At 43.8% G+C, this 25404-nt stretch carries 18 protein-coding genes; 11 read left to right on the top strand and 7 right to left on the bottom strand.

The window, feature by feature from the left end; genetic code table 11:
* Nucleotides 1-25 precede the first annotated feature (25 nt).
* Nucleotides 26-1204, bottom strand: a complete 1179-nt coding sequence (locus K6V21_RS24995; RefSeq protein ID WP_007217386.1) for an ATP-binding protein — start codon at nt 1202-1204, stop codon at nt 26-28.
* Between the two features lie 163 nt (nt 1205-1367).
* On the opposite strand from K6V21_RS24995, the gene K6V21_RS24990 reads away from it, so the two are divergent.
* From K6V21_RS24990 to K6V21_RS24965, 6 genes are all read left to right on the top strand, one after another.
* Nucleotides 1368-2570, top strand: a complete 1203-nt coding sequence (locus K6V21_RS24990) for a hypothetical protein (protein WP_224320265.1) — start codon at nt 1368-1370, stop codon at nt 2568-2570.
* Between the two features lie 112 nt (nt 2571-2682).
* The gene (locus K6V21_RS24985; RefSeq protein WP_224320264.1) at nt 2683-3579 is read left to right on the top strand and encodes a hypothetical protein; all 897 of its coding nucleotides are present in this window, start codon (nt 2683-2685) and stop codon (nt 3577-3579) included.
* Nucleotides 3580-3697: 118 nt separating this feature from the next.
* The gene (locus K6V21_RS24980; RefSeq protein WP_224320263.1) at nt 3698-6343 is read left to right on the top strand and encodes a leucine-rich repeat domain-containing protein; all 2646 of its coding nucleotides are present in this window, start codon (nt 3698-3700) and stop codon (nt 6341-6343) included.
* 208 nt (nt 6344-6551) lie between these two features.
* A complete protein-coding gene (locus K6V21_RS24975) occupies nt 6552-7691 on the top strand; it encodes a carboxypeptidase-like regulatory domain-containing protein (protein ID WP_224320262.1) in 1140 nt (379 codons plus the stop codon).
* Nucleotides 7692-7722: 31 nt separating this feature from the next.
* Nucleotides 7723-8331, top strand: a complete 609-nt coding sequence (locus tag K6V21_RS24970) for a hypothetical protein (protein ID WP_224320261.1) — start codon at nt 7723-7725, stop codon at nt 8329-8331.
* A 33-nt stretch (nt 8332-8364) separates the two neighbouring features.
* Nucleotides 8365-9453, top strand: a complete 1089-nt coding sequence (locus tag K6V21_RS24965; RefSeq protein ID WP_224320260.1) for a WG repeat-containing protein — start codon at nt 8365-8367, stop codon at nt 9451-9453.
* 34 nt (nt 9454-9487) lie between these two features.
* Here K6V21_RS24965 and K6V21_RS24960 read toward each other — a convergent pair whose 3' ends face one another.
* The 4 genes from K6V21_RS24960 to K6V21_RS24945 form a co-directional block, all read right to left on the bottom strand.
* On the bottom strand, nt 9488-10210 hold the full coding sequence (locus K6V21_RS24960) for a hypothetical protein (protein ID WP_224320259.1): 723 nt from the start codon (nt 10208-10210) through the stop codon (nt 9488-9490).
* A 209-nt stretch (nt 10211-10419) separates the two neighbouring features.
* Nucleotides 10420-11184, bottom strand: coding sequence for a LytR/AlgR family response regulator transcription factor (locus K6V21_RS24955; RefSeq protein ID WP_224320258.1), 765 nt, complete (start codon nt 11182-11184; stop codon nt 10420-10422).
* Complete coding sequence (locus tag K6V21_RS24950; RefSeq protein WP_224320257.1) at nt 11181-13259, bottom strand: histidine kinase; 2079 nt, start codon at nt 13257-13259, stop codon at nt 11181-11183. The genes K6V21_RS24955 and K6V21_RS24950 overlap by 4 nt, the downstream gene beginning before the upstream one ends.
* 66 nt (nt 13260-13325) lie before the next feature.
* Entirely contained in the window at nt 13326-14801 is a 1476-nt protein-coding gene (locus K6V21_RS24945; RefSeq protein ID WP_224320256.1) for a glycoside hydrolase family 10 protein, read from the bottom strand.
* A 172-nt stretch (nt 14802-14973) separates the two neighbouring features.
* Between K6V21_RS24945 and K6V21_RS24940 the strand changes: the two genes are divergently transcribed.
* The 3 genes from K6V21_RS24940 to K6V21_RS24930 are packed head-to-tail and all read left to right on the top strand — an operon-like array spanning nt 14974 to nt 17132.
* Nucleotides 14974-16404, top strand: a complete 1431-nt coding sequence (locus tag K6V21_RS24940; protein ID WP_224320255.1) for a carbon starvation protein A — start codon at nt 14974-14976, stop codon at nt 16402-16404.
* Nucleotides 16404-16637 (top strand): hypothetical protein, encoded by a 234-nt coding sequence (locus K6V21_RS24935; protein ID WP_044263376.1) that lies wholly within the window; start codon nt 16404-16406, stop codon nt 16635-16637. Before K6V21_RS24940 ends, K6V21_RS24935 begins: the two co-directional genes overlap by 1 nt.
* A 9-nt stretch (nt 16638-16646) precedes the next feature.
* Nucleotides 16647-17132, top strand: coding sequence for an outer membrane beta-barrel protein (locus K6V21_RS24930; protein ID WP_007214818.1), 486 nt, complete (start codon nt 16647-16649; stop codon nt 17130-17132).
* 166 nt (nt 17133-17298) lie between these two features.
* Here the strand turns inward: K6V21_RS24930 and uvrA are convergent, their stop codons facing one another.
* Nucleotides 17299-20076, bottom strand: a complete 2778-nt coding sequence (gene uvrA, locus K6V21_RS24925; RefSeq protein WP_224320254.1) for an excinuclease ABC subunit UvrA — start codon at nt 20074-20076, stop codon at nt 17299-17301.
* Nucleotides 20077-20238: 162 nt separating this feature from the next.
* Between uvrA and K6V21_RS24920 the strand changes: the two genes are divergently transcribed.
* On the top strand, nt 20239-22176 hold the full coding sequence (locus K6V21_RS24920; protein ID WP_224320253.1) for a sensor histidine kinase: 1938 nt from the start codon (nt 20239-20241) through the stop codon (nt 22174-22176).
* Between the two features lie 27 nt (nt 22177-22203).
* A complete protein-coding gene (locus K6V21_RS24915) occupies nt 22204-23709 on the top strand; it encodes a glycoside hydrolase family 10 protein (RefSeq protein ID WP_149934296.1) in 1506 nt (501 codons plus the stop codon).
* A 188-nt stretch (nt 23710-23897) separates the two neighbouring features.
* Here the strand turns inward: K6V21_RS24915 and K6V21_RS24910 are convergent, their stop codons facing one another.
* Entirely contained in the window at nt 23898-25352 is a 1455-nt protein-coding gene (locus tag K6V21_RS24910; RefSeq protein WP_217716775.1) for an IS1182 family transposase, read from the bottom strand.
* Nucleotides 25353-25404 lie beyond the last annotated feature (52 nt).

Below are 25404 nucleotides of genomic sequence, written 5' to 3'. Positions count from 1 at the left end.
TGAATTATTATTAAGTGAATAAATCTCAATATAAAAAGCCGAACATCCAGAGTGGAATCTGATTCCCCCTTCCTATTTCCGCTTTGTGCAGGGCGTAGGTGACGCCGGGATTGTTCTTAATCTTCATTCCTTCCGGACAAATCTTGAAAGGCATCACATCGTCCACCAGGAACGACATATTCTTGTCGCCTTTGTTCACCTTGTGATCTTTCCACAAGGAATTTGCGAAGAAAGTGTCCAGCACATCTAGTTCTTCCACTTTCACGGGATAGATGGAGTACATCAGGTTAGAGTTGTGCATCATAATCTTCGATGGTTTCTTGGGGAATTCTTCTCCCTTCGGATATACCATATTGATAAGGCGTGCATCTGCCAAATATTTGATGTAGTTCATCACCGTGGCACGGGATGTTTGTATGTCGTTTGCCAACTGGCTTACGTTCGGGGCTTTCGGACCGTCTACTGCCAGCATATAAAGCAATTTCTTGATTTTTGAAAGATATTTCAGTTCAATCTGTTTGATGAGCAGGATGTCTACTTCTACCATCATATTCATGGTCTTCAGCAGATTCTCCGAGAAATTGCGTTTCTCCAGAAAGAACGGATAGAAACCGTGGTGCAGATAGTCCTGCAAGTAATCCAGTGGGCGTACCTTCGAAAGGATGCCTTTGGCAATCTGTTCGTGGTTGCTCAAAATTTCTTCCAGTGTATAAGCACGGAACTTCATGCCTGTTTGCAGGTTCAGATACTCACGGAAGGAGAAGCCGCGCAGGTTATAACTCTTCACTATATCACGCAGTTCCAGGTTTTCCTCTTTCAGTCGCATCACGGACGAACCGGTAAACACGATTTTGAGGTTTGGAAAGCGGTCGTAACACATTCTCAGTTCCCTGCTCCAGTCCGGATGTTTGAATACCTGGTCTATCAGCAATACTTTTCCGCCGCGGCGTTGGAATTCATAAGCGAAATCAACGATGCTGAAATAAGAAAAGTAGAAATTGTTCATATTGATAAAGAGGCAGGAACGGTCAGTGCCGAATTTCTCTTTAGCGTATTGCAACAGAAATGTGGTTTTGCCTACACCACGCGTTCCTTTAATACCGATAAGACGGTCGTTCCAGTTGATCTCATCCATGAGGTCACGGCGAACGGGGGCATTGGTATGCTCAACAAGATAGGCGTGTGTGCGGTAGAATGCTTCCATGCTGTTAAATTCGGTTTATCGGGCGACAAATATACGTCTTTTTTATAGAATTGCAAAGTAGAGATGGCAAAATATCTTTTTTGTTAGTGAAGTTTATATATTTGCTTTGCCTTGTTTTTCTCTGTAATTTTGTGGCCTTAATTAATAAAGAACTGTAATAGTTATGAAACTCTATGTATTTAACTCAGACACGGACATGGCACTTGCTAGTAATGAAGAGAATTATATAGCTCCTGCATCTGCCCGCCGAATGGCTCAGGATCTCGCCTTATTACCTGTTTGGTATGTTCAGCCCGGTAGTGCGGTACTTGCCCCATCAGCTTATAATGCAGATTATTTGCAGAAAATGAAACAATTGTTTCCTCTTTCCGCGCAATTGGTCACTGAACCGGAATTACCCGATTATGCGGAATCCCAAATTGTACCTTGGGGATGGAACCGCGCTTTCCGCAAGCGTATGCAGAAAGCCGGTATTGCCGAACATAAACTTCCTACGGAAGCAGAGTTGCGCAAGTGTCGTATGCTCTCTTCCCGTGCGTATGGGATGGCTCTTGCTCTGACGTTTGAACTGAATAAAACCCTCAAATGTGCTTGTGGACGCCATTTTCTGATATCAGGGGAGGGCAAGGAATTCCGCGTTCCGGATATAGTCGATGATTTTAAGGACGGCTACCTGTTCAAGTCCGTGTGGTCGGGCAGCGGAAAGGGGTTACGTTGGTGTCGCCGCGGGCTGGCGAAATCTACGGCTGATTGGTGTCGTCGGGAATTAGCGAAATACGGAGCTCTTGTACTGGAACCTATATATAAAAAGGAGGGAGATTTTGCCATGGAATTTTACTCCAATGGCAGGGGGAAGGTACTGTTTAGCGGCTACTCGCATTTTATTACGGATGAGAAAGGTGTTTATCGTGGTAATATGTTGGTTTCTAATGAGGAAGTGGAACAGTGGATTCTACGGTATATCCCTTTGGAAGCATTTGTGGGCATTCGTGAGTATTTGCAGAAAGTTATAGAAGGAATTTATGGCAGGTATTATTCCGGTCCTATGGGGATAGATATGATGATCTGTCCGGATCAGAGAGGATATCCGTACGCCATTTATCCACATGTTGAAGTTAATGTGCGCATGACTATGGGGATGGTTGCCCGTCAGCTTTATGATAATTTCGTCGCTCCCGGTAGCAAAGGAATCTTTAATGTCGACAATTTCCCTTCTGCCGAAGCTTTGCGGGCGCAACATGAACAGGACATGAGGGATTATCCATTGGTAGTGGAGGATGGAAGGATTGTTTCCGGCTATTTGTCCTTGGTGCCGGTTACTCCTCAAAGCAGATATCGGGCTTACGTGCGGGTGGAGGTGTGTTAACCTCACGGAACCTCATTTAACCTCACGAAACCTCACATAACCTCACGGAACCTCCGACTGTCTCACATGCTATTCTTATCTTTATGGCTTTAAACTAAAACATAAAGAAAAGATGAAAAGGAATTTTTATTTGCAACATCCCTTGATGGCGATGTGCGACCCCAGGATGGAATATCTGCTGGAGAAGGAAAAGCTTAAGGGAACAGGGGCTTATTGGTTTGTTATTGAGAAACTGGCTATGCTGCCCGACTCATGCGGCGATATGAAATATCTGCGCCCTTTCTGTAAGCTCTATAAAATTTCTTTTGCCTATGTCAAAAAGATTATCTTCGGTTACGGACTTTTCGATTTTGAAGAGGACGGTTCTTTCATGCCTGCCGAACTGAATCCGATAGGCCAACGGGTTCAGGTACGGAAGGAAACAGATGGGAATGAAGATGAAAAACCGGAGAAAACGGTTCGGGAAAAAAAATCAAAAACGTTCAAAAGTGCATCGGAATCGTCGATTTTTGAGTCAAAAAATGACGAAAAACAGCAAAAAACGTCGAAGGAAAACGCTGGAGAAAACGCTGAAAATTTAGCTAAAGTGCTGGGCGATAGTGTTGTTATCAAAAATATCAATGCAGCTAATAAAGAGAATATAAAAGATATAATAACAACAACAGCAGAAAAAGAAAAAGAAAAAAACGCTGTTGCTGATGATGTTGATTTTTCTAATGCTGAACTTCATTGTCCAGTTGCGGGACTTTGTTGGCTGGATGCCACACTTCATCGCCCCCAATGCCACACCTTAGCGGGTGAAACGCCACATCTCGACGTCTCCGATGCCACACTTCACGGCTGTTCAAATGTGGCATTTCCACTGTTCAGGTGTGGCATTGGGGGTGTTGAAGTGTGGCAAAGGAAGTGTGAGTGGAAGGGGTATCGCTGGCGTAATTTTTCGACTGGTGGTCGGCATAATGTTCGGGGAAGACCATCGCTTGGCGATAAAAATGCAATATGGCATTGATTAATTACCGCATGGAAGTGAAATCTGACGTTTAGTATGAATGTGGCTTAAAGGGCTTTCCTTTTAACCTGTCTTTTTTGTACATTTGTTACGAGGCATGAACTTAAAAATGGGAATTATGAAGTGGAAATTACGTTTGGCTGTATTGCTGTTTTTGTTGGGTGGTTCTGTGGTAAGCTGGAGTCAGCTTAGCTATTCGTTTGATTACGTTACCGGGACACTCCATATTTCAGGGAGTGGTAGTGAAGTTGATCCAATGGAAGTTAATAAAGTACTTGGAAGACTTTACAGTTCGGTTTTGGATGAGACGCTTAAAGCGATTGATTTCAGTAAAGTGACGACTCTTAAGTCTATTGGCAAACATGCATTCTCTAATTGCGTAGGATTGGCGCAAGTGCCGGCTTTTCCACCCTCATTGGAAGCGATTGAAGATGATGCATTTTCCGGTTGCCGCAATATGAGCGGGATTTTGCGTCTACCACAATCAGTAAGTTCTATCGGTGCTTATGCTTTTTCTGGATGTGCGGGATTGTCGGGTACATTGGTGTTCCCCGCTGCATTGACGACTTTGGATGTTTTTGCATTTCAAAAATGTACAGGGCTCGTTTTTGCGGATTATTCCCAATGTCTTTCGCTAACAGACACCGGTGCCGGTACGTTTTCCGGCTGTACAGGTTTGACTTCTGTGGCTTTTCCTCCATCATTAGTGTCCATTGGCGATGTGTCCTTTTCTTATTGCAGTGGTTTGCATTCGCTGTCCTTTCCGGAAAGTCTTATTTCTATTGGCAAGAATGCGTTTGGGCTTTGTAGCGGTTTAAGCGCGACTCTTATATTTCCTGCTTCACTTGAAATAATTGACGAGGCGGCTTTTTCTGGTTGTTCCGGAATAACTTCTGTTGATTTCTCAGCTTGTCGCTCTTTTGCAAGTATTGGATCTCGCGCCTTCATGACTTGTCCGGGGTTGGCGGGATGTTTGAAATTACCGGCTTCATTAGTAACCATTGGTGAGGCGGCTTTCCGGTATTGCAGCGGTTTGTCTTCCATTGATTTGGCAGATTGCATACATTTGGAATGTATTGGTGCCGATATGTTGAGAGAGAGCAACATAGTATCATTGGATTTATCAAAATGTACCAGTCTGACGACTATTGGGGATGGAGCTTTTATGAATAGTAAAGCTTTGAAGTCAGTCGATATATCTGGTTGTACATCATTGAAAACCATTGGTGATTATGCTTTTTGCAATTGTACTAACCTGGCAGGAAAAATAATATTACCCGCTTCGTTAACGACTATTGGTGAAGCTGCCTTTAGTGTTTGTGTCAATTTGAGCGGTGAGTTACTTCTTCCGGCTTCCATGCAAACCATTGGAAAAGGTGCCTTTACTTGTTGCTCCCGGTTGACGGGCTCCTTGTCTCTACCATCAGGACTAACGGTCATTGATGCTGAAGCTTTCAAGGAGTGTACTGGCTTTACATCTGTTGATTTTTCACAATGCGGCAGGCTGACTTCTATTGGCAATGACGCCTTTAATAACTGTAGCGGTTTGACCTCATTGGATTTTTCAGATTGCACATCGTTGAAAACGATTGGAAGTGGCGCTTTCTGCGGATGTACCTATTTGAATAAGCTGATATTACCTCCATCGTTGACAACTATCGGTAGTATTGCATTTTTGGGTTGCAGGTATCTAACAAGTTTGGTGTTACCTGTTTCGTTGGTAGGCATTGGGCGCTCTGCCTTTTCTGGTTGTACCGGATTAACCGGCATTCTCACTTTACCAATCTCGTTGACTATCATAGAACAATATGCTTTTTCCGAATGTGATAAATTGGATGCACTTCGTTGCTTACGTCAAGTACCTCCCACAATTTCAACGAACACTTTTGAAAACACTAAATTTAAATTCTGTTTTGTTCCGGAGGGGAAAAAGAATGATTATAGAACAGCATCGGGATGGATACAGTTTTCTGGTAATTGGGCATTTATCGATAAGGAAGAGAATGTTACGGTAAATGTTGCTGAAGCAGGAACATTGGGAATATCAATATTGCAACAATCGGGAAAGCATCCCAGTGTTGTCACTCAATTAATGATTAAAGGAGTGTTAAATGAAAGCGATTATAAGTATATCCATACTAATATGCCGCTTCTTTATGCTGTAGACATGGCGGAAGCCAACGTTGTTTCTATTCCGGATGAGGCTTTTAAGGGTAGTAAAATACTTTCATTCCAATTTCCGTCCTCGCTGACTGCTATTGGAAGATCTGCTTTTTCACACTGTGATGGTTTGATATCTTTGTCTTTTCCTGCTACTTTAAATGCGATTGGTTCTACCGCTTTTAGTGTTTGTAATAAATTAGATACTATCTCTTGTGCAGCTACAGTTCCTCCAACATTGGGAAACGCTGTTTTTGAAGGTGTTGACAAAGAGACTTGTTGCTTGTGTATTCCAAGAGGGACAGATGTGTTGGCGAAATATTTTTCCGCATTGCAGTGGGGTGATTTCGTTAATATAATCCAAAAAGATTATCCAACGTTTCTCATTCCTATCAAGGAGTCTACTTTGAAAGTATACGGGTTGAAGAGTGAAATTGTTATGGAAGGGGCGTTGAGTCCGGAAGCTTACGTATTGTTTGACGTTACCGGAAAAATGGTTGCTGCCGGTACTTTAGCTCCGATGTCTCGGTTTAATATACTTGTAGTTACGGGTATTTATATTCTGAAGATTGCAGGCCAATGCTTAAAGGTTTTTGTCCGGTGACTTGAAGATAAATATACACTATATGGGAGGTCTTTTTAATTCTTCTCGTGTGTTTCATCATTAAATCTTTAAATGTAGGGCTATGAAAACGATAAAAAACAAAATGGTGACAGATTGCTGTACGTTATCTGTCTTGGTTTTAAGAAATTGTTATCAAAAAAATGATTCACTAAATCATTCGGGAAGATTTCGGGAACTTGTTCTTGTAATGATACTGACACTATGCACCGGAGTATTACTTGCTCAGACAAAAAGTATATCCGGACAGGTAATGGATAAATCCGGGGTACCGTATTCTGGTGTTACTCTTATGATTAAGGGAAGCAATAGAGCTTCTCTTAGTGATGAGAATGGAAACTTTACTCTTTTAAATGTAAAAGAGGGAGATGAACTTTCGGTGAGTGCCATGGGCGAGAAAAGTATGACGGTTAAAATTGGCAGGGAGAATTTCTACCGAATTACTATGGGAGGAAAGGTGGTTGCCGAGAACCAATCAACTTCTACTGATTCCGGTGACCCAACCGAAGATTTTCTGGAAGTGGCAAGCAAAGCATTGAAGGTTGCCGAAAATTATGAAGCGCAAAATGATTATGGCAATGCCATAAGATTTTATGCTATAGCATCTGCTGCATGTGAGGCCGCACAAAGACAGGATGCCGCTCTGAAGAATGTTGCCCTGAAGAATATTGCTTTGAAGGCTTATGAAAACAGGGGCTTTCTTTATATTACAGGAAAGGGGGTAGAACAGAATCTGAATGAGGCAATTGAATATTATAAAAAAGCGGTGGATTGGGGGTCGGTATTGGCGTTGCATCAATTGGGATTTTGTTACGGTTGCCTGAAAAATGATTCTCAAGCATTCTATTGGTATGCTAAAGCGGCTGAAAAGGGATTTCTGGAATCTGAAATAGCTCTGGCTTCCTGTTATTATAATGGTAAGGGAGTGGAACGAAATATAGCCAAGGCGAAGGAATGGTATCTAAAAGCTGCGGAAAAAGGGAATCCTGAAGCTCAGTACATGTTAAGTGCTTGTTATCTTTGTTCTGATGAAAAGAATAAAGCGGATATGGATAAAGTGGTGTATTGGCTGTTAGAGTCGGGAAAGCAAAATTTTGCTCCCGCTCAGTATTCTTTAGGAGATATGCTTTTCAATGACAAAAGGACTGCGGAAGACGAAAAGGGGGCTTTGGTATGGTTTACGTTGGCCGCGATCAATGGAAGCAAGGATGCCGAAAATAAATTGAGAGAAATCTTCTCCAAAAAATTAGTGAATGTTCAGGAGTTTGGGAATTATGAGGAGTGGTTTTCTTATTTGACTTCCCAAGTGAGTACGTCTAAATTGAAATAACAAGAACATTCTAATATTGAGTCAAATAAGCATGAGACAGAAAAGTCCTTTTTTTATACTATTGATATGCGTCATGCTTCCCGCTGTCGCTTATTCTCAAGATAAATATCTCCATTTTGAAGATATTAAATTTGAGCAGGCATTGCTGTCGCACAATCCGGTGATAGATACGGATAATGACGGGCGGATATCAGAAAAGGAGGCGACTTCATTTGCCGGAGAGCTGAATATAGAGAATAGAGGGGTTAGTGCGGTAGAGGAAATAGCTTGTTTTAAAAATATTACGAAACTCTCTTGTGCCTATAATAAACTACAGTACATTCCTTTTGGCATCCATCCCCGGCTTGCGGTGGTTAATTGCGATTATAATCGGCTGATCGATCTGGATGTAACCGAACTGACCGCTCTAACCAGGCTCTCTTGTGTTTCCAACCGCCTGACATTCCTTTCCCTGATAAGGAATCTGAAAATATCCGAAATAGATTGCAGGCTTACGCTGATTGCCGAGGTTTATATCAATCGGAAGACGAATCACATCGCATTAAAGATACAGAAAGAAGCCGGGACGAGGATAGTGGTAATTGATGAAAAAAAGAATCCTCACGGGGATTATCCCCAAAGGGAGTATGATACCTTTTAGTACCTTCTTGAATAATTCTAAATTTATATACGTATGAAAAAAGTATTGTTTTGTTTAATAACGGTCTTGTTCTCGTCTGTCGTTTTTGCGCAGGAAAACAAGGAGTTGGTAAGTCGGCTCGAAGAGAGATATCCGGGATATAGTGTATGCTATCATGATGGTTACGGTGGTTATTATTCGGTTGCTAATTCAGAAACATGGGGCGCTTGTGATTTGAATGGTAAAGAAATCATCGCTCCCGGTAAATATTCACTTGTTACTTTACATGATGGTTATTATGGTGTGAAGATCGGAGATAAAAGAGGCGCTTGTGATTTGAACGGTAAAGAGGTGGTACCTTGTAAATATGAATCTGTTGTATACTCGGGAGGAGAATTTATGGCGCGTAATAATGAGCATGAGAGCTTCTTTGTATTGAACGATGTTGAGCTTCCTGCGAAAGAGACGAATCCGAATCGTACTATCACTATTGTCTCTTCCGCGGCATCCCCCTCCGCTACTGCGCAGGAAAACCAACAAGAGAAAGCCGCTAGATTGTTGGCGTTAGGAAAGGAATACGAGAAGAAGAAAGATATGGTGAATGCGGCGAAATATTATGAAGAAGCGGCAGTATTGGATAATGCGGAGGCGCAATGCTGCATAGCGATCATGTATTCCAGCGGCAATGGGGTGGAGAAAAATCCGGTAAAATCGGAGGCTTGGTTGAAGTTATCGGCAATGAATGGAAACTCGTCTGCGCAATGCGTGTTGGCGATGTCACTGGAACTTGATGGAATGTATGGAGATGCGCTTTATTGGTTCCGGCAGGCAGCTTCGCAAGGGGATAGTTTTGCACAGAAACGACTGGCTGCTCTTCAGAATGGAATAGGGTCGAACAGTGGTCAGACGATACCAAGCAATCAGGGAAACTTTAATAATCAGCAAAACAAAGATCAAAGAGTCAAAACAGTATGTCCTTATTGTAACGGGACAGGCAGGAAGTGTCAGTTGAAAACCGTTCCTACGTACGGAAATTCCTCAAAAGTGCGTCACAGGTGTAATAACTGCCAAGAACTACTTTCGGTTGGTCTCACTCATGTTCAGGTAAGATGCCCACATTGTCAGGGAACCGGCTATAAATAGCTTATTCTGATTCGGAATATATATTTAGTAAGGCTTAAAAATAGCTGGGGCTTTCAGTTGTTGTCAGTTCTACCCCCCAATCGGAGACTTTGGGTAGTTTTTGAATCGGATTGATTGTGTTGTTTTCTCCTAAATAGATGTCGATGTAGTATACATCCCCCGACATGAAGGAATCTGCGCCGCTATCCGAAGTTCCATGGTAATTGTTGACGGAATACGCAGCGATATAGAGAGTTTTGTTTAAGGATGATTCATCCAGATCTGTGGTTTGGGTGATACCTATGAGTTGAAGTTCTTCTGCGTATTTGTTTTCCAATTCTGCATCTCTTTTAAAACTATAACCGATGTATTGGGTTCTAAGAAAAGCGTCCTTGATGTAACGTTCTATTCTTTCATGGCAAGTTCCCTTACCCTCGAACATTAAAAAGCCTTTCACTGTTTCTTCGAATTCTATAGTCTGGCTACAGTATAGATAATCATCGACTTCGTAGTGATACCAATCCGAACCTGCGTTATGTGAACCAATCTTTATCATGGTTTTAGGAAGTGATGAAGAACTGAAGTAGTCGTATACTTCGTGACTCCAAGACTCTTCAATAACCCCACCGGTATAGACTTTTTTGAATGTTTTCTGTGTAGGTCCTGCAATCTGCACATAGGTAGCGTTGATATTACTGAGATCAACCGTACTGTCATCATCCTTTGAGCAGGCAGAGGCGAACAGAACCAACAATGTGGATAATAAGATAAAATTCAAGCTTTTTATAAAATTTGGTTTTTAAGTGATATAATACTGTTTCGTACCAAATTTACGATTTTTATCCATGATGCACCAGATGGAATTTATGGCTTCTTCCTTATGCTGTAGAAAACGTTGATATACTGTAAAAAAACTATTGTTAAGCGGTGCTTTTTTATAAGTACATTATTACAATCTGCTTATGCTTTGAGAGTATCTTGCCCTGTTTAGATCATCTCCAATAAATCTCTGATCTTTCCAAAGTACCGCCGTGACACCGTAATTTCCATGTCCTGAAACGGCGGATGCAGGACGCAGCGGAGTGATTTGTTTTCTATATTCAATAGATAATCGAGGTTCAGGATACAATCTTGCCCGGTTTGAGCGAAGGAGTTGCTGATGTTCAGCAGTTCCTTTGCGGTGGTACTGTTGCGTAATTTGTAATGGTTGCGGTCTGTCAGTATCATTTGCCAGCAGTGGGTATCGCCGAGGAAGCGGAAACAGAGTACATCTGAGCGCTTGAGTAGCAGCAGGCCGGTGACTGTCTGAATGGCGAATTTGCGGTCGTCGGAGAGCAGGCGGCGCATAGATTGCTCGAAGTTCAGCGGGTTCAGTTCCAATTCACGCTTCACGCGGTTGATGATGAATGCCAACTCTTCCGGTTGATAGGGTTTCAGTAGGAAGTCGAAGGCAGCGGCACGGAGTGCATCAATCATATACTGATCGAAAGCACTGTAGAAAACTACGCAGAGATCGGGATGGACTTCCGGACGGATGCTTTGCAACAGTTCGATGCCGTTGGTCTGCGGCATTTCCACATCAAGAAACAGCAAGTCGGGCTGTTGTTTGACAATTATCTTCCGGGCTTTATCTGCGGAAGTGGCAGTTTCTATCACTTGCACTTCGGGGAAGGCTTCGAGGTCTTGGATGAGGCGTTTGATGCAAGCGGGTTCATCATCGATAATCATGGTGGTAATTGGAGAGTGTTTCATGAGTGATAGTTATATGTATAAGGTATAAGGATTGTGACGCACGTGCCGTGCTCTTCTTCGCAGACGACGGAGCGATCATTGATTTCAAACTTCATTTTAAGTGTATTTCTTTGGTTCAATAGTTCCACGGTACGAACCAAAATATGAATGCCTGTGCCCGTGTCATTGAGGTGCGACCTATCCGTGGGCTTGGCGCCTGGCATATAGCCTGTTCCGTTGTCTTCTATTGTTATGTGGAAATAGTCGGTATCTTCCGGTTGGATGCTTATGCACACCAAAGGGGACTCGTTAGTGCTGTATCCCGGAGGAAAGGCGTGTTTCAGGGCATTCTCTACCGGTATTTGGATAATCATAGCCGGCAATGGCTGCTCCATGTCGATATCTGGTGAAATCTCCAGTTCCACAGTTGGTGTTTGCGGGTTGATGCTTTGGCGCAAACCGATATAGCTTTTTACCAATTCCATCTCTTCACGCAGTGGTATAGCTATCTTGTCGGAGATAAGCAGGTTATTGCGCAGTACTTGGATAAGAAGACGTATCGGCAATGTTTTGCTCTCTTCCTGTGACAAGGAGCCGATGACAGCATTCAACACATTGAATACGAAATGGGGTGAGAAGCGGTTGCGAACATTTTCCATACGTAAGTGGGTGATGAGGCTAAGCTGTTCGCGGCGTTTACGTTCGTTGCGGCGGCGGATATAGCTATAGATGGAGAAGGCGATGATTAATGTCAGTATCAGCAGGATGATGCTGAGGATGACAGCGCTTTGTAGATGAGAAACTTGGGTATGGGTATTGGCGATGATTACGTCGCGCCGCAACAGAGCCGTGTCCTGGCTGTATCGCATATCCATTTCAGCGATGCTGTTTTGATAACGGGTGCTACGTAAAGAATCGTCATAAAGAGTGACCATTTTCTGATATTGATTTACTTTTTGGTAATCACCGGTTTTAGTATAATATTCCACAAGGCGTTTGTTATGCTCATAAAGATAAACAGGGCTGATAATAGAGGGATCGTATGGTTCTGAAAGAATCTTGTGGGCTTCAGCCAGGTTGTTTTCGGCTAAAGCCAGAGATGCGTATAATCGACGGACATAGAAACGTATGCCAGTGTCTGCATCCGGAGAGTTTGCGAAGTATTGGTTGGCGATATCCAGATAATACCGGGCAGAGTCGAGTTGCCCCATTACTAAAAATTGCTCACCTAAGTTTGCTTCTACATTGGCGCTGGCATATGCTTGTTTTAACTCTTTAGTAACTGCATAGGCTTTTCGACTATATTTCAAAGCTTCTGTGTGTTTCTTTTCAAAGAAATAGCAGTTGCTAAGGGAATTGTAAAAGTAATATTTTTCATAGGACGTTTCCGGTGGGTAAAGAGTGTCTGCCATAGAAAAATAGAGGTGTGCTTTTTCAAAATTATTCAGATCGGCGTATATCAGACCTAATCCGGCATGGATGCAGTGCATTAATGAGGGCATTTGCAGGGAATCGGCGGCTGTCATTGCACGACGATACCAAGCGGCGGCTTGCGGGAGTTTGCCCATTTGTCGGCAGACATCGGCTGCGTTGACGCATATGTTGGGCATTTCACGACGAGTATCGCCTGATTGTATATGTTGGTATGCAAGATTGAGATAAAATAGAGAGGAATCCCGTTGGTTACGAGTTGTGTAAACAACAGCTTTCATATTATAGGCGGTTCCTAAGAGAGAGTGTTTGGCGGGGGACATAGGTGAACGCTTGCAGAAAGCTATTACGGTATTGGCACAGGCCATGGTGGAATCCCATTGATCATTTAGAAAATAACAGCGCCCATAATGCAGGAAAAGATAGTATCGGTTTAAACTGTCTTCGAGTGGGATAGGCAGGGCTGATAAGATTTGGCGTATAGAGTCGGGATTACTGAATGCCAGATTGTAGTTGGCACGCGCTACGGAGTCAATAAGTTGCCGCCATGATGTTTCATGAGAAGGACGGAATTTACAACTAGTGCTTTCACCCATCCATAGTAATAACAATAGAAGGGTAAAGATAGGGTAGAGTTTGGTCGTCAGGAGAAAATGTTTTTTCATTGCATTAGTATTAAGACATACAAATGTAATGAAATTTTTGGATATTATAACTGTTTATCATAAAATTTATCTGCACGTTTCGCTTTCATTGCCGCAACGGTCCACGGCAGTGACGGCAAAATACCTCTTTGCCGTCCATAAGCGGATGGGAGCATACGTGTATTCCGTTCCCTGTACTCGCTGGGCAATGATGTTTTCCGGATTGGAGGTATCCACCGGGTAAGTGTCCGAGCCGTAAATGACATATGTCGGCACATTGCGTTTATCATTATCCATGGCAGGCAGCCAGCTCAGATGTACATAACCATCGGACTGTTGAGTGACGGTAAGGCGGGTAGGAGCTGTCGGTGGTACGTTGTCTATCCAGGGCATGGCAGGTTGCAGGGCAGGAGCGGTATAAAAGTCCTCTTCCAATACATCATACAACCCTTGTGTGTTGTCCATCAGATATTTCACGCGATAATGAGCCTGACCTGCCAGTTTGTGGGTACGGATGAAGTGCATCTGACGCTCCACTTCATCCAGTGTCCAGTTTCCTTCACTGGGATCGAGGAAATAGATACCCAGTCCGGGAATGATCTGGCGACCATTACTTTGTTCCTGCCAGTCGAGGGCAAAAGGGTAGAAATGGTTACCCCGGAAGTAAAGCATGGGATATATCTGATCCTGTATGCCTTCACCCAACCAACCTTGTGCATCCTGGTAAACAGTATGAAAAGCATTCCATCCGCGGGAGGGATAACGGGAAGTATCACGGTATTTTCCTACAGGGCAGGTACTTACCTTTACCCAGGGTTTCAGAGCTTTCACACCTTTGTAGAGGTGTCGGACGATTTCCGTAATGTTATCCCTGCGCCATTGGGCGAGGTCGCGTCCTTTGCCATATTTCCGGAAATCATAGGTGTCAGGGAATCGGGGAGCATTCTCCGGATAACGCAGATAATCGAAGTGGACGCCATCCATGTCATATTTTTCTACGACTTCGCGTACAAGGCTCATCAGATATTCTTTGGTTTCCGGATTTCCGGGATTGAGGAAGTATTCACGCTTATAAGGCACACAAATAGCGGATTTCTGTTTGGTTACGGAGGCATTACCCAGATTGGCAACATGCTTGCGATTGCCTAACGGAATGGCTACCATCCAGGCATGGCACTCCATACCACGCTTATGACACTCTTCTATGGCGAAAGCCAGTGGATCGTATCCCGGATCAGTGCCTGTTTTTCCGGTCAGGATGGAGTTGAACGGTTCTATCTTCGAGCGGTAGAGCACGTCACCGCGCGTTCGTGTCTGGAAGAGCACAGTGTTGAAGTTAGCATCCTTCAGTCGGTCAAGTATCTCGACTAGTTCTGCCTTTTGTTTTCGGATGCCTTCGGGGCTGGTGGCACGGGTACGGGGCCAGTCCAAACCATAGACGGAGGTGAGCCAGGCAGCGCGCACTTCGTATTTTGGAGGACGGGTAACCATCTCACCGGCGGATTGCGCGGTAAGGGGCAGAACGAATGTGAAAAATAATATAGTGAGAAGTAACTGTTTCATGTTGATAGAGATTTTATTGTAATACCTATATACTTATTCTAAACAAATTCTCTTTTCCTTCTTTATTTCTGTCATTTTTAGCGGCGAAGATAAGTAAAACACTTGAGAATATTGTGCAGTTTCCTTAGAAACTATTACATTTGCGTCCATTAAAAATAATGAATAACGCACCATGATTACATTTACGCTTTGTCTGTTGGCATTAATAGCAGGTTATTTTCTTTACGGGCGTTTCATCGAACATATTTTCGGTCCTGACGATCGTAAGACGCCTGCTTTGACTAAGACCGATGGGGTGGATTATATCCCTTTGCCCACCTGGAAGATTTTCATGATACAATTTCTCAATATTGCCGGTTTGGGTCCTATCTTCGGTGCTATTATGGGGGCTAAATTTGGTGTATCATCTTATTTGTGGATTGTGCTCGGCAGTATCTTTGCCGGAGCCGTACATGATTACCTGGCAGGTATGCTCTCTCTGCGTAATGGCGGTGAAAGCTTGCCGGAGATCATCGGTCGCTATCTGGGAGTAACTACCAAGCAAGTGATGCGCGGCTTTACAGTTCTTTTGATGATATTGGTAGGAGCTGTCTTTGTGGCCGGCCCTGCCGGATTGCTGGCAAAATTGACACCGGAATCTTTGGATGTTACGTTCTGGATAATAGTAGTATTTATCTATTATATTTTTGCCACTTTGTTGCCGGTTGATAAAATCATAGGTAAGATATATCCGCTTTTTGCTGTTGCATTGCTATTTATGGCGGTGGGTATACTGGTGATGCTTTATGTGAAGCATCCTGTCTTGCCGGAATTCTGGGACGGATTACAGAATACGAATCCTAATGCCGCTGAACTGCCCATTTTCCCGATTATGTTTGTCAGCATAGCCTGTGGTGCTATCAGTGGTTTTCATGCTACGCAAAGTCCGTTGATGGCCCGTTGTATGACGAGTGAACGTCACGGTCGCCCTGTGTTCTATGGTGCTATGATTACCGAAGGTATTGTTGCCCTGATTTGGGCTGCAGCTGCCACCTATTTCTTTCATGAAAACGGAATGGGGGAGACGAATGCTGCCGTAGTAGTGGATGCTATCACCAAAGATTGGCTCGGTACTGCGGGAGGATTCCTTGCTATATTAGGTGTGATTGCCGCGCCTATCACGAGTGGTGATACCGCTTTCCGCTCTGCCCGCCTTATTGTGGCAGACTTCCTCGGAATGGAACAAAAATCCATGCGTCGTCGTTTGTATATATGTATTCCTATGTTTCTCGCTGCTATTGGTTTGTTGCTCTACAGTTTGAGCGACAAAGAGGGCTTTGACATGATTTGGCGTTACTTTGCATGGACCAATCAGACGCTTTCCGTCTTTACGCTTTGGGCGATTACCGTCTATCTGGTGCGTGAAAAGAAAGGGCATTACTTTTATGTAACTTATGTTCCGGCTGTATTTATGACAACTGTTTGTACAACATACATCTGCATAGCCCCCGAAGGCTTTGGCTTAGGACCTCAGGCAGCTCTCGGTGTTGCCATCCTGGCGGCTGTGGTAGCTGCGCTCTGGTTTAGTATCTGGTATTTTAAAACGACTAAAAAACTTTGGTAATGAAGAGATTTAAAAAATCTACAAGCATCACGATCGCTCTGCTTATCTATGTGAGTGCTACGGCAGCTTATTTCCTGCCGCGCAACACTGTTATCAGTGATACGGAAAAATACGTCACTGTTGCAGCATCCTATATCATTGTGTTTATCCTCTGGTTGGTGTTGCGTAAGAAAGAAGACTTGCAGCGAAAACGTAAAGAGGAAGATGAGAAGTACAATAACACCAAAAACTAATAAGTAACAATGAAAAAATTAGCATTACTCGTTTGTCTGCTTGTGGCCACAGTGGCTGCCCAGGCACAATTTGAAAAAGGAAAGTGGATCTTGAATCCGTCGATTTCCGGCTTAGGTTTGTCGCATAATACAGAGACAGACAAGACTTCATTTGGCATTGAAGCCAAAGGTGGTGCGTTTCTGCTGGATAATGTGGCGTTACTGATACATGCAGGAGCCAAATGGAATGAAAAAGGAGGTGATACGGATGTTTATACCCTCGGTGTAGGCGGTCGTTACTATTTCAGTAAGATTGGTCTATATCTGGGCGCTGATGTCAACGTAGACCGTTGGGATTGGGGGACAAGCGATGATACCAAGTTTTCTTTCGGTGCTGAAGCGGGTTACGCTTTCTTCCTGTCGAGGACGGTGACACTTGAGCCGGCTGTGTACTGGAACGTAAACGGTGACCGTTCGGTATTTGGTCTGAAGGTTGGTTTCGGTTTCTACTTCTAACTTACATAACTCATACGCAGGAGTTAGAGCCAATACTATTGACATCCGTAAAAAGCACTATCGGCTCTAACTCCTTTAACTCCTAACGAAGTGATAACTTCTTTAACTCCTATTATGAATTAAGCGGGTTAAGATTTTTCCGTTTTGCAGATTATTATAAATTCAATTATTTCATGTGCAGTTTTTCTTGCAGGAATTGTCCTGTATAACTTGCCGCACATTTTGCCACTTCTTCCGGTGTACCTGCCGCTACCAGATTTCCACCTTTGTCGCCACCTTCCGGTCCGAGGTCTATCACATAGTCGGCACACTTGATAACGTCCATGTTGTGCTCGATGATTACGATGGAATGTCCCCGTAATATCAAGGCGTCAAAAGCCTCTAGTAATTTGCGAATATCATGGAAATGCAATCCTGTAGTCGGTTCGTCGAAGATGAACAGGGTAGGGTCTGCCTTTTCCTGACTGAGGTAATAAGCCAGCTTCACGCGTTGGTTTTCACCACCTGAAAGGGTAGAGGAAGACTGTCCCAGTTTGATGTAGCCTAGTCCTACATCTTGTAGTGGAGCGAGTTTTTTTACTATCTTCTTCTGTCCGTGTTTAGTGAAGAACTCTATAGCTTGGTTCACGGTCATTTCCAGTACATCGTAGATGTTAGCATCATGGAACTTAACCTCCAGTGTATCAGCTTTGAAGCGTTTTCCGTGACAAGTTTCACATTCCAACACCAAGTCGGCCATGAATTGCATTTCTACTGTGATGGTTCCGTCACCTTTACATTCTTCGCAACGTCCGCCCTCACTGTTAAATGAAAAGTAGCCGGCAGTGTATCCCATTTGTTTGGCAAGTGGTTGATCTGCCCATAGTTTGCGGATTTCGTCGTAAGCCTTGATATAAGTTACAGGATTTGAACGACTGGATTTGCCAATAGGGTTCTGATCTACAAATTCTACATTTCGCAGGTTTTGCAGGTCACCGCCGATAGAAGCGAATTCGCCCGGACGTTCGCTGCACTCATCCAGTTCGCGTTTCAGGGCACGGAAGAAGATGTCGCGTACCAGAGTACTCTTTCCCGATCCGCTGACGCCGGTCACTACAGTCATTACATTCAGAGGAAAGCGCACGTTTACTCCTTTTAGGTTATTTTCGCGTGCCCCGGTCAGTTCTATGTAGTTATTCCATGGGCGGCGATGTTCCGGGACAGGAATTTCTTCTTCTCCCAACAGATAACGAACGGTGTAGCTATCGCTGTTCGGTTGCAAATCTTTCATATCTCCCTGATAGACCACCTGTCCGCCCAAGCGACCGGCTTTGGGACCGATATCTATGATATAATCCGCTGCACGGATGATTTCTTCGTCATGTTCCACGATGACAACCGTGTTACCCAGTTGTTGCAATTGACGCAATACGTGTATCAACTTGTCGGTATCGCGACTGTGTAGTCCGATACTGGGTTCGTCAAGGATGTAGAGTGAACCTACCAGGCTGCTGCCCAGTGAAGTGGCTAGATTAATACGTTGGCTCTCACCACCCGAAAGCGAGTTGCTGAGACGATTCAGTGTCAGATATCCCAATCCAACATCGAGAAGGAAGCGGATACGACTGTTGATTTCCATGAGAATACGGGTAGCAACATCTTTGTCGTGCTTATCCAGTTGCAGGTTATCGAAGAAGTTTTTCAGCTCCGTAATCGGCAGATCTACGAGTTGGGAAATATTTCGTCCTCCTACTCGTACATAGCCGGCTTCGGGTTTTAAGCGGGTGCCATGGCACTTCGGGCAAAGTGTTTTGCCACGATAGCGTGCCAACATCACACGATATTGTATTTTGTACTGATTTTCCTGCACCATCTTAAAGAAGGCGTTGATACCCTGGAAGTAAGGAGTGCCTTCCCATAGCATCCGGCGTTGTGCGTCCGTCAACTCATAGTAAGGTGTAAAGATGGGGAATCCGGCTCTTTCGGCACCTCGTATCACCATATCTTTCCATTCACCCATCACTTCGCCACGCCAACACACAACAGCGCCGTCGTAAACGGAAAGCGAACGGTTGGGAACCACCAGATGTTCATCAATACCGATTACTTTACCGAAACCTTCGCACTCAGGGCAGGCACCGATGGGGGAGTTGAAGGAAAACATCTGGTCGCTCGGCTCTTCAAAAGCAATACCGTCTGCTTCGAATTTAGTGCTGAAGCGATACAGGCTGGTTGTTCCGTCAGGCTGATAGAACCGGAGCAGACAGGCACCGTCGCCTTCGTACATCGCCGTTTCGGCAGAGTCCGTCAGTCGGCTGACCGCATCTTTTTCTTTGGATGCTACCATACGGTCTATCAATAAGAAAACGGTATCTCCTTTCTTGGGTTCGTATTCATCAATGCGTATCATCTCTCCGTTTACTTCCAGACGATTGAAACCTTGCTTCATATCAATGTCCAGTTGCTGTTTCATGGTACGGTCTTCACGTAGCAATATCGGAGCGAGCACTGTGTATCTTGTCCCTTCCGGATAGCCTAACATACAGTTTACGATATCTTCAGTGGAATGTTTTTTTACTTCCTCTCCGCTAATGGGACTGAATGTCCGTCCGATGCGGGCATACAATAATCGCAGGTATTCGTATATTTCGGTAGAGGTGCCGACAGTGGAGCGTGGATTGCGGCTGCTCACCTTCTGTTCTATGGCGATGGCAGGTGGAATCCCTTTGATAAAGTCACATTCAGGCTTGCTCATACGTCCCAGGAACTGGCGGGCATAACTGCTCAGGCTTTCTACATAACGACGTTGTCCCTCAGCATAAAGTGTGTCGAATGCCAGGGAGGATTTACCCGAACCGGACAACCCGGTGATGACAACAAGTTTGTTTCGGGGTATTTCTACGTCTATATTTTTCAGGTTGTTGACGCGTGCGCCTTTGATGAGTATGGAGTTGTTTTTGGTCATAATCTGAGTCACTAAAGTGAATTTAAGTTGCAAAGATAATCACTGCAATTCAAATATGTATAATGATTGGCAGGTTAAGATTTGTTATACTTTTAAATAGTTGCTGACATACAAGCGGGAAAAGCATTATTTTTATGCGCACTTTAAAAACCAATCATCCTTATGCAATACCCTCGGATATGCTTGTGTGCCATGTTGGCATGCTTGTTTTCTTGTTTCGGGACAGTTATGGGACAAGAGACAATTGATCTGAAATCGCTTGCCGACAGTGTACGGAAAGCGAATGGTAAACCGAATTTTCTACCCTTGGGTATGCACTTCCTTGAATTGGCAAAAGAGCGGAAGGATACGGCTAATATCAGTGACGCTTATGCTATTCTTGCCAATCATTATTATGAATTAGGAGATACGGACAGTTTGCGCCTGGTGACTTATGAATATATGGACTGGGCAGATCGTTGCCACCGTAATACCGATCGCTATCAGGCATGGAGGCAGTACATCCAGCGAATGACCGAAAAGGGGTTGCAGGAAGAGGTGATGAAGGAGACGGATTTACTCTGCAAAGACGCCGAGAAACGGAAAGATAAATACGGCATGGCATCCGGTGAAATGTGTATAGGTTATAATCACCGTGTGTTCGGTCAGAATATAAAGCTATGCCTTGAATATTATGACAGTGCATTGAAGCACTTTGAAGAAGGCAAATATTACCGTGATGCTTATGTTGTTTCCCTCAATATCATTCAAACTTATCTGGCACGTCAGTCATATAGTGACGCCGTGCCTTATCTGGATCGGTTGGGACAGTTGGGGAAGACAGTAGAGGGGAAGGATGTTGTAATAGGAGAAGCCCTGTATATGCGCTATTATCAGTTTCGGGTTATTGCGGTTTTGGGGATAAAAGGAGAGAAAGCGGCAGAACCTTATATTCGTGAAGCAAATGCTTATTATCTTAAAAATAAAGAGTCTATTTCACAGGAGGGCTGGTTCGGCTATAAAATTATGTGCAGTCAGATCTTGGGTAACATAGGCAATGCCGTGGCTTATATGGATTCTCTGATTAATTACCAGCGTTCGATAGGCAATTATTATCCGGGAAACTACCGGCAAAAAGCCATTATGCTGGAACAGATCGGACATTACAGGGAGGCATGTCGTGCTTTTGCAGAGTATTCTCAGTTGAATGATTCTGTGCGTACGGCAGAGATGGATGAACAGCTGAACAAATATACCGCTCAGTTTGAGGTTGACCGTCTGAAGATGGAGAAGCTGGAACTGAGTGAGAAAATGAGCCGTGAGCGTCTGGCTTTTGTGTTTGGGGCGGGTTGTGTGATATTACTGCTATTGATATTGGTTACTTACCTTTATATTCGTACTCTTTCTATGAACCGGAAACTGGATGTTGCCCGTAAGGAATTGCAAAAAATGGGGCGCATTAAGAGTTCGTTCATCCAGCACGTCACGCATGAGTTGCGTACACCGCTTAATTCTGTAGTAGGTTTTTCTGCATTGCTTGCCGAAGAAGGCTTGGATGTGGAAGATGCCCGTGAGTATTCCGGTCAGGTCGAGAAGAACAGTGCTTATTTGTTAGAACTGATTGATAATATAATAGATATTGCCGATATGGACTCACAGACTGCGGATATGCCCAAAGAAGCGGTGGATGTGAATGCCTGCTGTCTTGAATGTATAGATGAGTTGGGTGGGAAGCAGAAAGAAGGTGTGGAACTGCAATGGGTTCCCTCTCCGGATGCCCCGGTGATACAGACTGTACGGGCCTGGATGAAGCGTGTGCTTACCCTTTTGCTGGATAATGCCGGGAAATTTACCGAAAAGGGTGTGATCCGTCTGCAATGTGAGGAAGATAAGGAGAATAATATCATACGTTTCATAATAGAAGATACTGGTATCGGCATTGAGCCGCAATATCAGGAAACTGTTTTCGAGCGTTTCTTTAAAGTAGATAGCTTTACTCCCGGCACAGGTCTGGGACTTTCCATTGCCCGTCAGGTGATGGATATTGTAGATGGCAAGATTTACCTGGATACTTCGTACAACGGTGGCGTCCGTGTAGTTGTTGAATGGCCAATGAATTGAATAAACCCTAATCAGATTTTATAAAGAATGAAAGTAAGAACCCTTTTGTGCGTATGTGCCCTGCTCTTTTCTCTGACAGTGGCAGCGCAATTCCAACCCGAAAGATACCCCAAACGTGAATTTCGTGCAGCCTGGATACAAGCTGTTAACGGACAATTCCGCGGAATTCCCACCGAGAAGTTGAAACAGACCCTGATCAGTCAGTTGAACTCCCTGCAAGAGGCAGGCATTAATGCCATTATCTTTCAGGTACGTCCCGAAGCCGATGCTCTCTATGCTTCGCAACTGGAACCGTGGAGCCGCTTTCTGACCGGTGTACAGGGACAAGCACCCAATCCTTATTGGGATCCCATGGAATTTATGATTGAAGAGTGTCACAAGCGTGGTATGGAGTTTCATGCCTGGATTAATCCTTATCGTGTGAAGACTTCACTGAAGAATGAATTGGCGCCGGGCCATGTTTATAATATCCATCCCGAATGGTTTGTTACTTACGGTGACCAAGTCTATTTCGACCCTGCATTGCCGGAAAGCCGTCGCCACATCTGTATGGTGATTACGGATATTGTTTCCCGCTACGATGTTGATGCTATTCATATGGATGATTATTTCTATCCTTATCCTAAACAGGGAGTAGACTTTCCGGATGATGCCAGCTTTGCCCGTTATGGCGGTGGATTTTCTAATAAAGCGGATTGGCGTCGCAGTAATGTCAATGTGTTGATAAAGAAAATTCATGAGACAGTGCGTGAATTGAAGCCATGGGTTAAGTTCGGTGTTTCTCCGTTTGGTATTTACCGTAATCAGAAGAGTGATCCGCTGGGTAGTAAGACCAACGGTTTGCAAAACTATGATGATCTTTATGCCGATGTGCTTCTTTGGGCCCGTGAAGGTTGGATAGACTATAACATTCCGCAGATATACTGGCAGATAGGTCATCCGGTAGCTGATTATGAGACATTGGTGAAGTGGTGGGCAAAGAATACGGAAAATCGTCCTTTGTTCATTGGTCAGTCGGTAATGAATACGGTGCAGAATGCTGATCCGCAGACTCCTTCCATGAACCAGCTTCCCCGTAAGATGGCGTTGCAACGTGCTTATCAGACGATTGGTGGAAGTTGTCAGTGGCCTGCAAGTGCAGTGGTGGAGAATGCCGGAAAGTATCGTGATGCTTTGATGGCTGAATACCACAAATATCCCGCCTTGCCTCCTGTTTTTGATTTCATGGATAATGAAGCGCCGGATAAAGTGCGCAAGATGAAACCGGTGTGGACAGAAGATGGATATCTTTTGTTCTGGACAGCACCGAAGTATAAGGATGAAATGGATCGTGCCGTACAGTATGTGATTTACCGTTTCGATGCTAAAGAGAAAGTGGACATCAGTGATCCTTCTCATATTGTAGCCATCACGCGGGATAACTTCTATAAGTTACCCTATGAAAATGGAAAGACTAAATATCGCTATGTGGTAACAGCACTCGACCGACTGCATAATGAGTCGAAGGTAGTGGCCAAAAAGGTGAAGCTATAAGCGAGGGCACTGAAAAAGTTCCCCACTTGTAATAAGTCTCTCCCTAATACACAAAAAATAGATTGTGAATCCTTTTTCTTTGGGTTCCCAATCTATTTTTGTTTTTCAGCTTTTGTGCCACCTATGCAGCCATCTATCTTCTTTTTTGATGGTTGTTTGGCTAAAAATGGATTTTCTGGCTGTTTCTCTTAGATTAATTTGAGAATTCTCTTGATATTTGATGCGAAAATAGCCAATGCGCCTTGCATCTGCATACAATACAGGCCATATGACTGCGCTCTCTCATAGCCATACACGTGTTTTAATTCAGAATTCTTGGCTTCAATCTTATATCTTTTCCCGGCTTTTGTTTTAAAATCTTTTGTCTGTTGATATTCCAGCTGGGCTTCTTGTTGGCTTGTCTTAATGGAAACACTATAAGTCTTGCTCTTTGCCCCATTTTTATAACATCCTTCCCGCCGTGAACATACCTTACACTTCTCTACATCAAAATAATACGTCCAGGTTTGATTCCATTTACCATCGCTCTTTCCTTGTTTGGCTTTTCTTATAGCCATATGTCCGGCAGGGCAGACAAACATACCGGCATCTTTATTGAAATCGAATTTATCGTCCTCCTTTCTGAATCCGTTGCTAATAATAGGATGTATCCTGGATATCAACTCGAATCCTTTTTCTTCATCTTCTGCCAATTTCAGATTTTCGTTTCCTGAGTATGCGGTATCACCAATAACGGTATCGACCTGCATACCGTTCTTTCTGCTCTCTTCCACCAATGAGCTCAATTGGGGGCCGTCCCCTTTATCTCCGGAAGTAACTATAGCCGCGGTGATGATACGTTCATCGCTCATGGCTATATGTGTCTTGTAGCCAAAGAAGGAACTGTCTTCACTCTTATGACCAACTCTCGCGTCCCCGTCTATGGACGTAGTATAGTGGTCTTGAATGTCATCAAGAGTTTCCCTCAACATATTAAGACGTTGTTTGACTGCCGGAATATTGGACATGCCCTGGTTATCCTCTATTGTAGAAAGAAGCCTTTGGGTATAATCCAACTCACGGGACAGATCATCGTCTTCATTTTTTTGCGGCAGTGAGTCTTTTATATCCTCGTCAACTTCATAAAGCGCTTTTCTTAATTGTTTGCTACGTAGTTTGAGAAGCTCTATGGGAGAAGATGGATTGGATCTTGATGCTGTATGAGTCGCATCAACAATGATTGTCCTGGAAGTGATGATTCCTTTTTCCACAGCCAGACTTACAGTCTTCTTTATCAGAAGAGTTAGCAAGTCCATATCTTTGAGACGCATCTTGCGGAATTTACAAAGCGAACTGGGATTGATGACACCTTCCTCAGGAGCCATACCTAGGAAATACTTGAATGACATGTCATATTGAGAACGCTCAACAACATCTACATCAGAGATATCATAGATGGTTTTGAGCAAAAGGTATTTGAACATACGGATAGGACTCTCTGCAGTACGTCCATTGTCACTACAATACTTGCTAACCAACTCTTGGTAGACAAAAGAAAAATCCACCAAATCATTAATACGCCGTAAAAGGTTATCCTTTGACACCACTAGATCATATAGAGCGGTGTAGGGGCTGAGTATAAAATCTTGTTGCTGTGATAACATGGCAGTCTGAATTTGTAGCACACAAGATACTAAAATATCTGCACAGAACCAA

This window comes from Bacteroides cellulosilyticus (genome assembly GCF_020091405.1).
In the GTDB taxonomy this organism is placed as follows: domain Bacteria; phylum Bacteroidota; class Bacteroidia; order Bacteroidales; family Bacteroidaceae; genus Bacteroides.
This window is presented reverse-complemented; position numbering and strand designations above follow the sequence as displayed.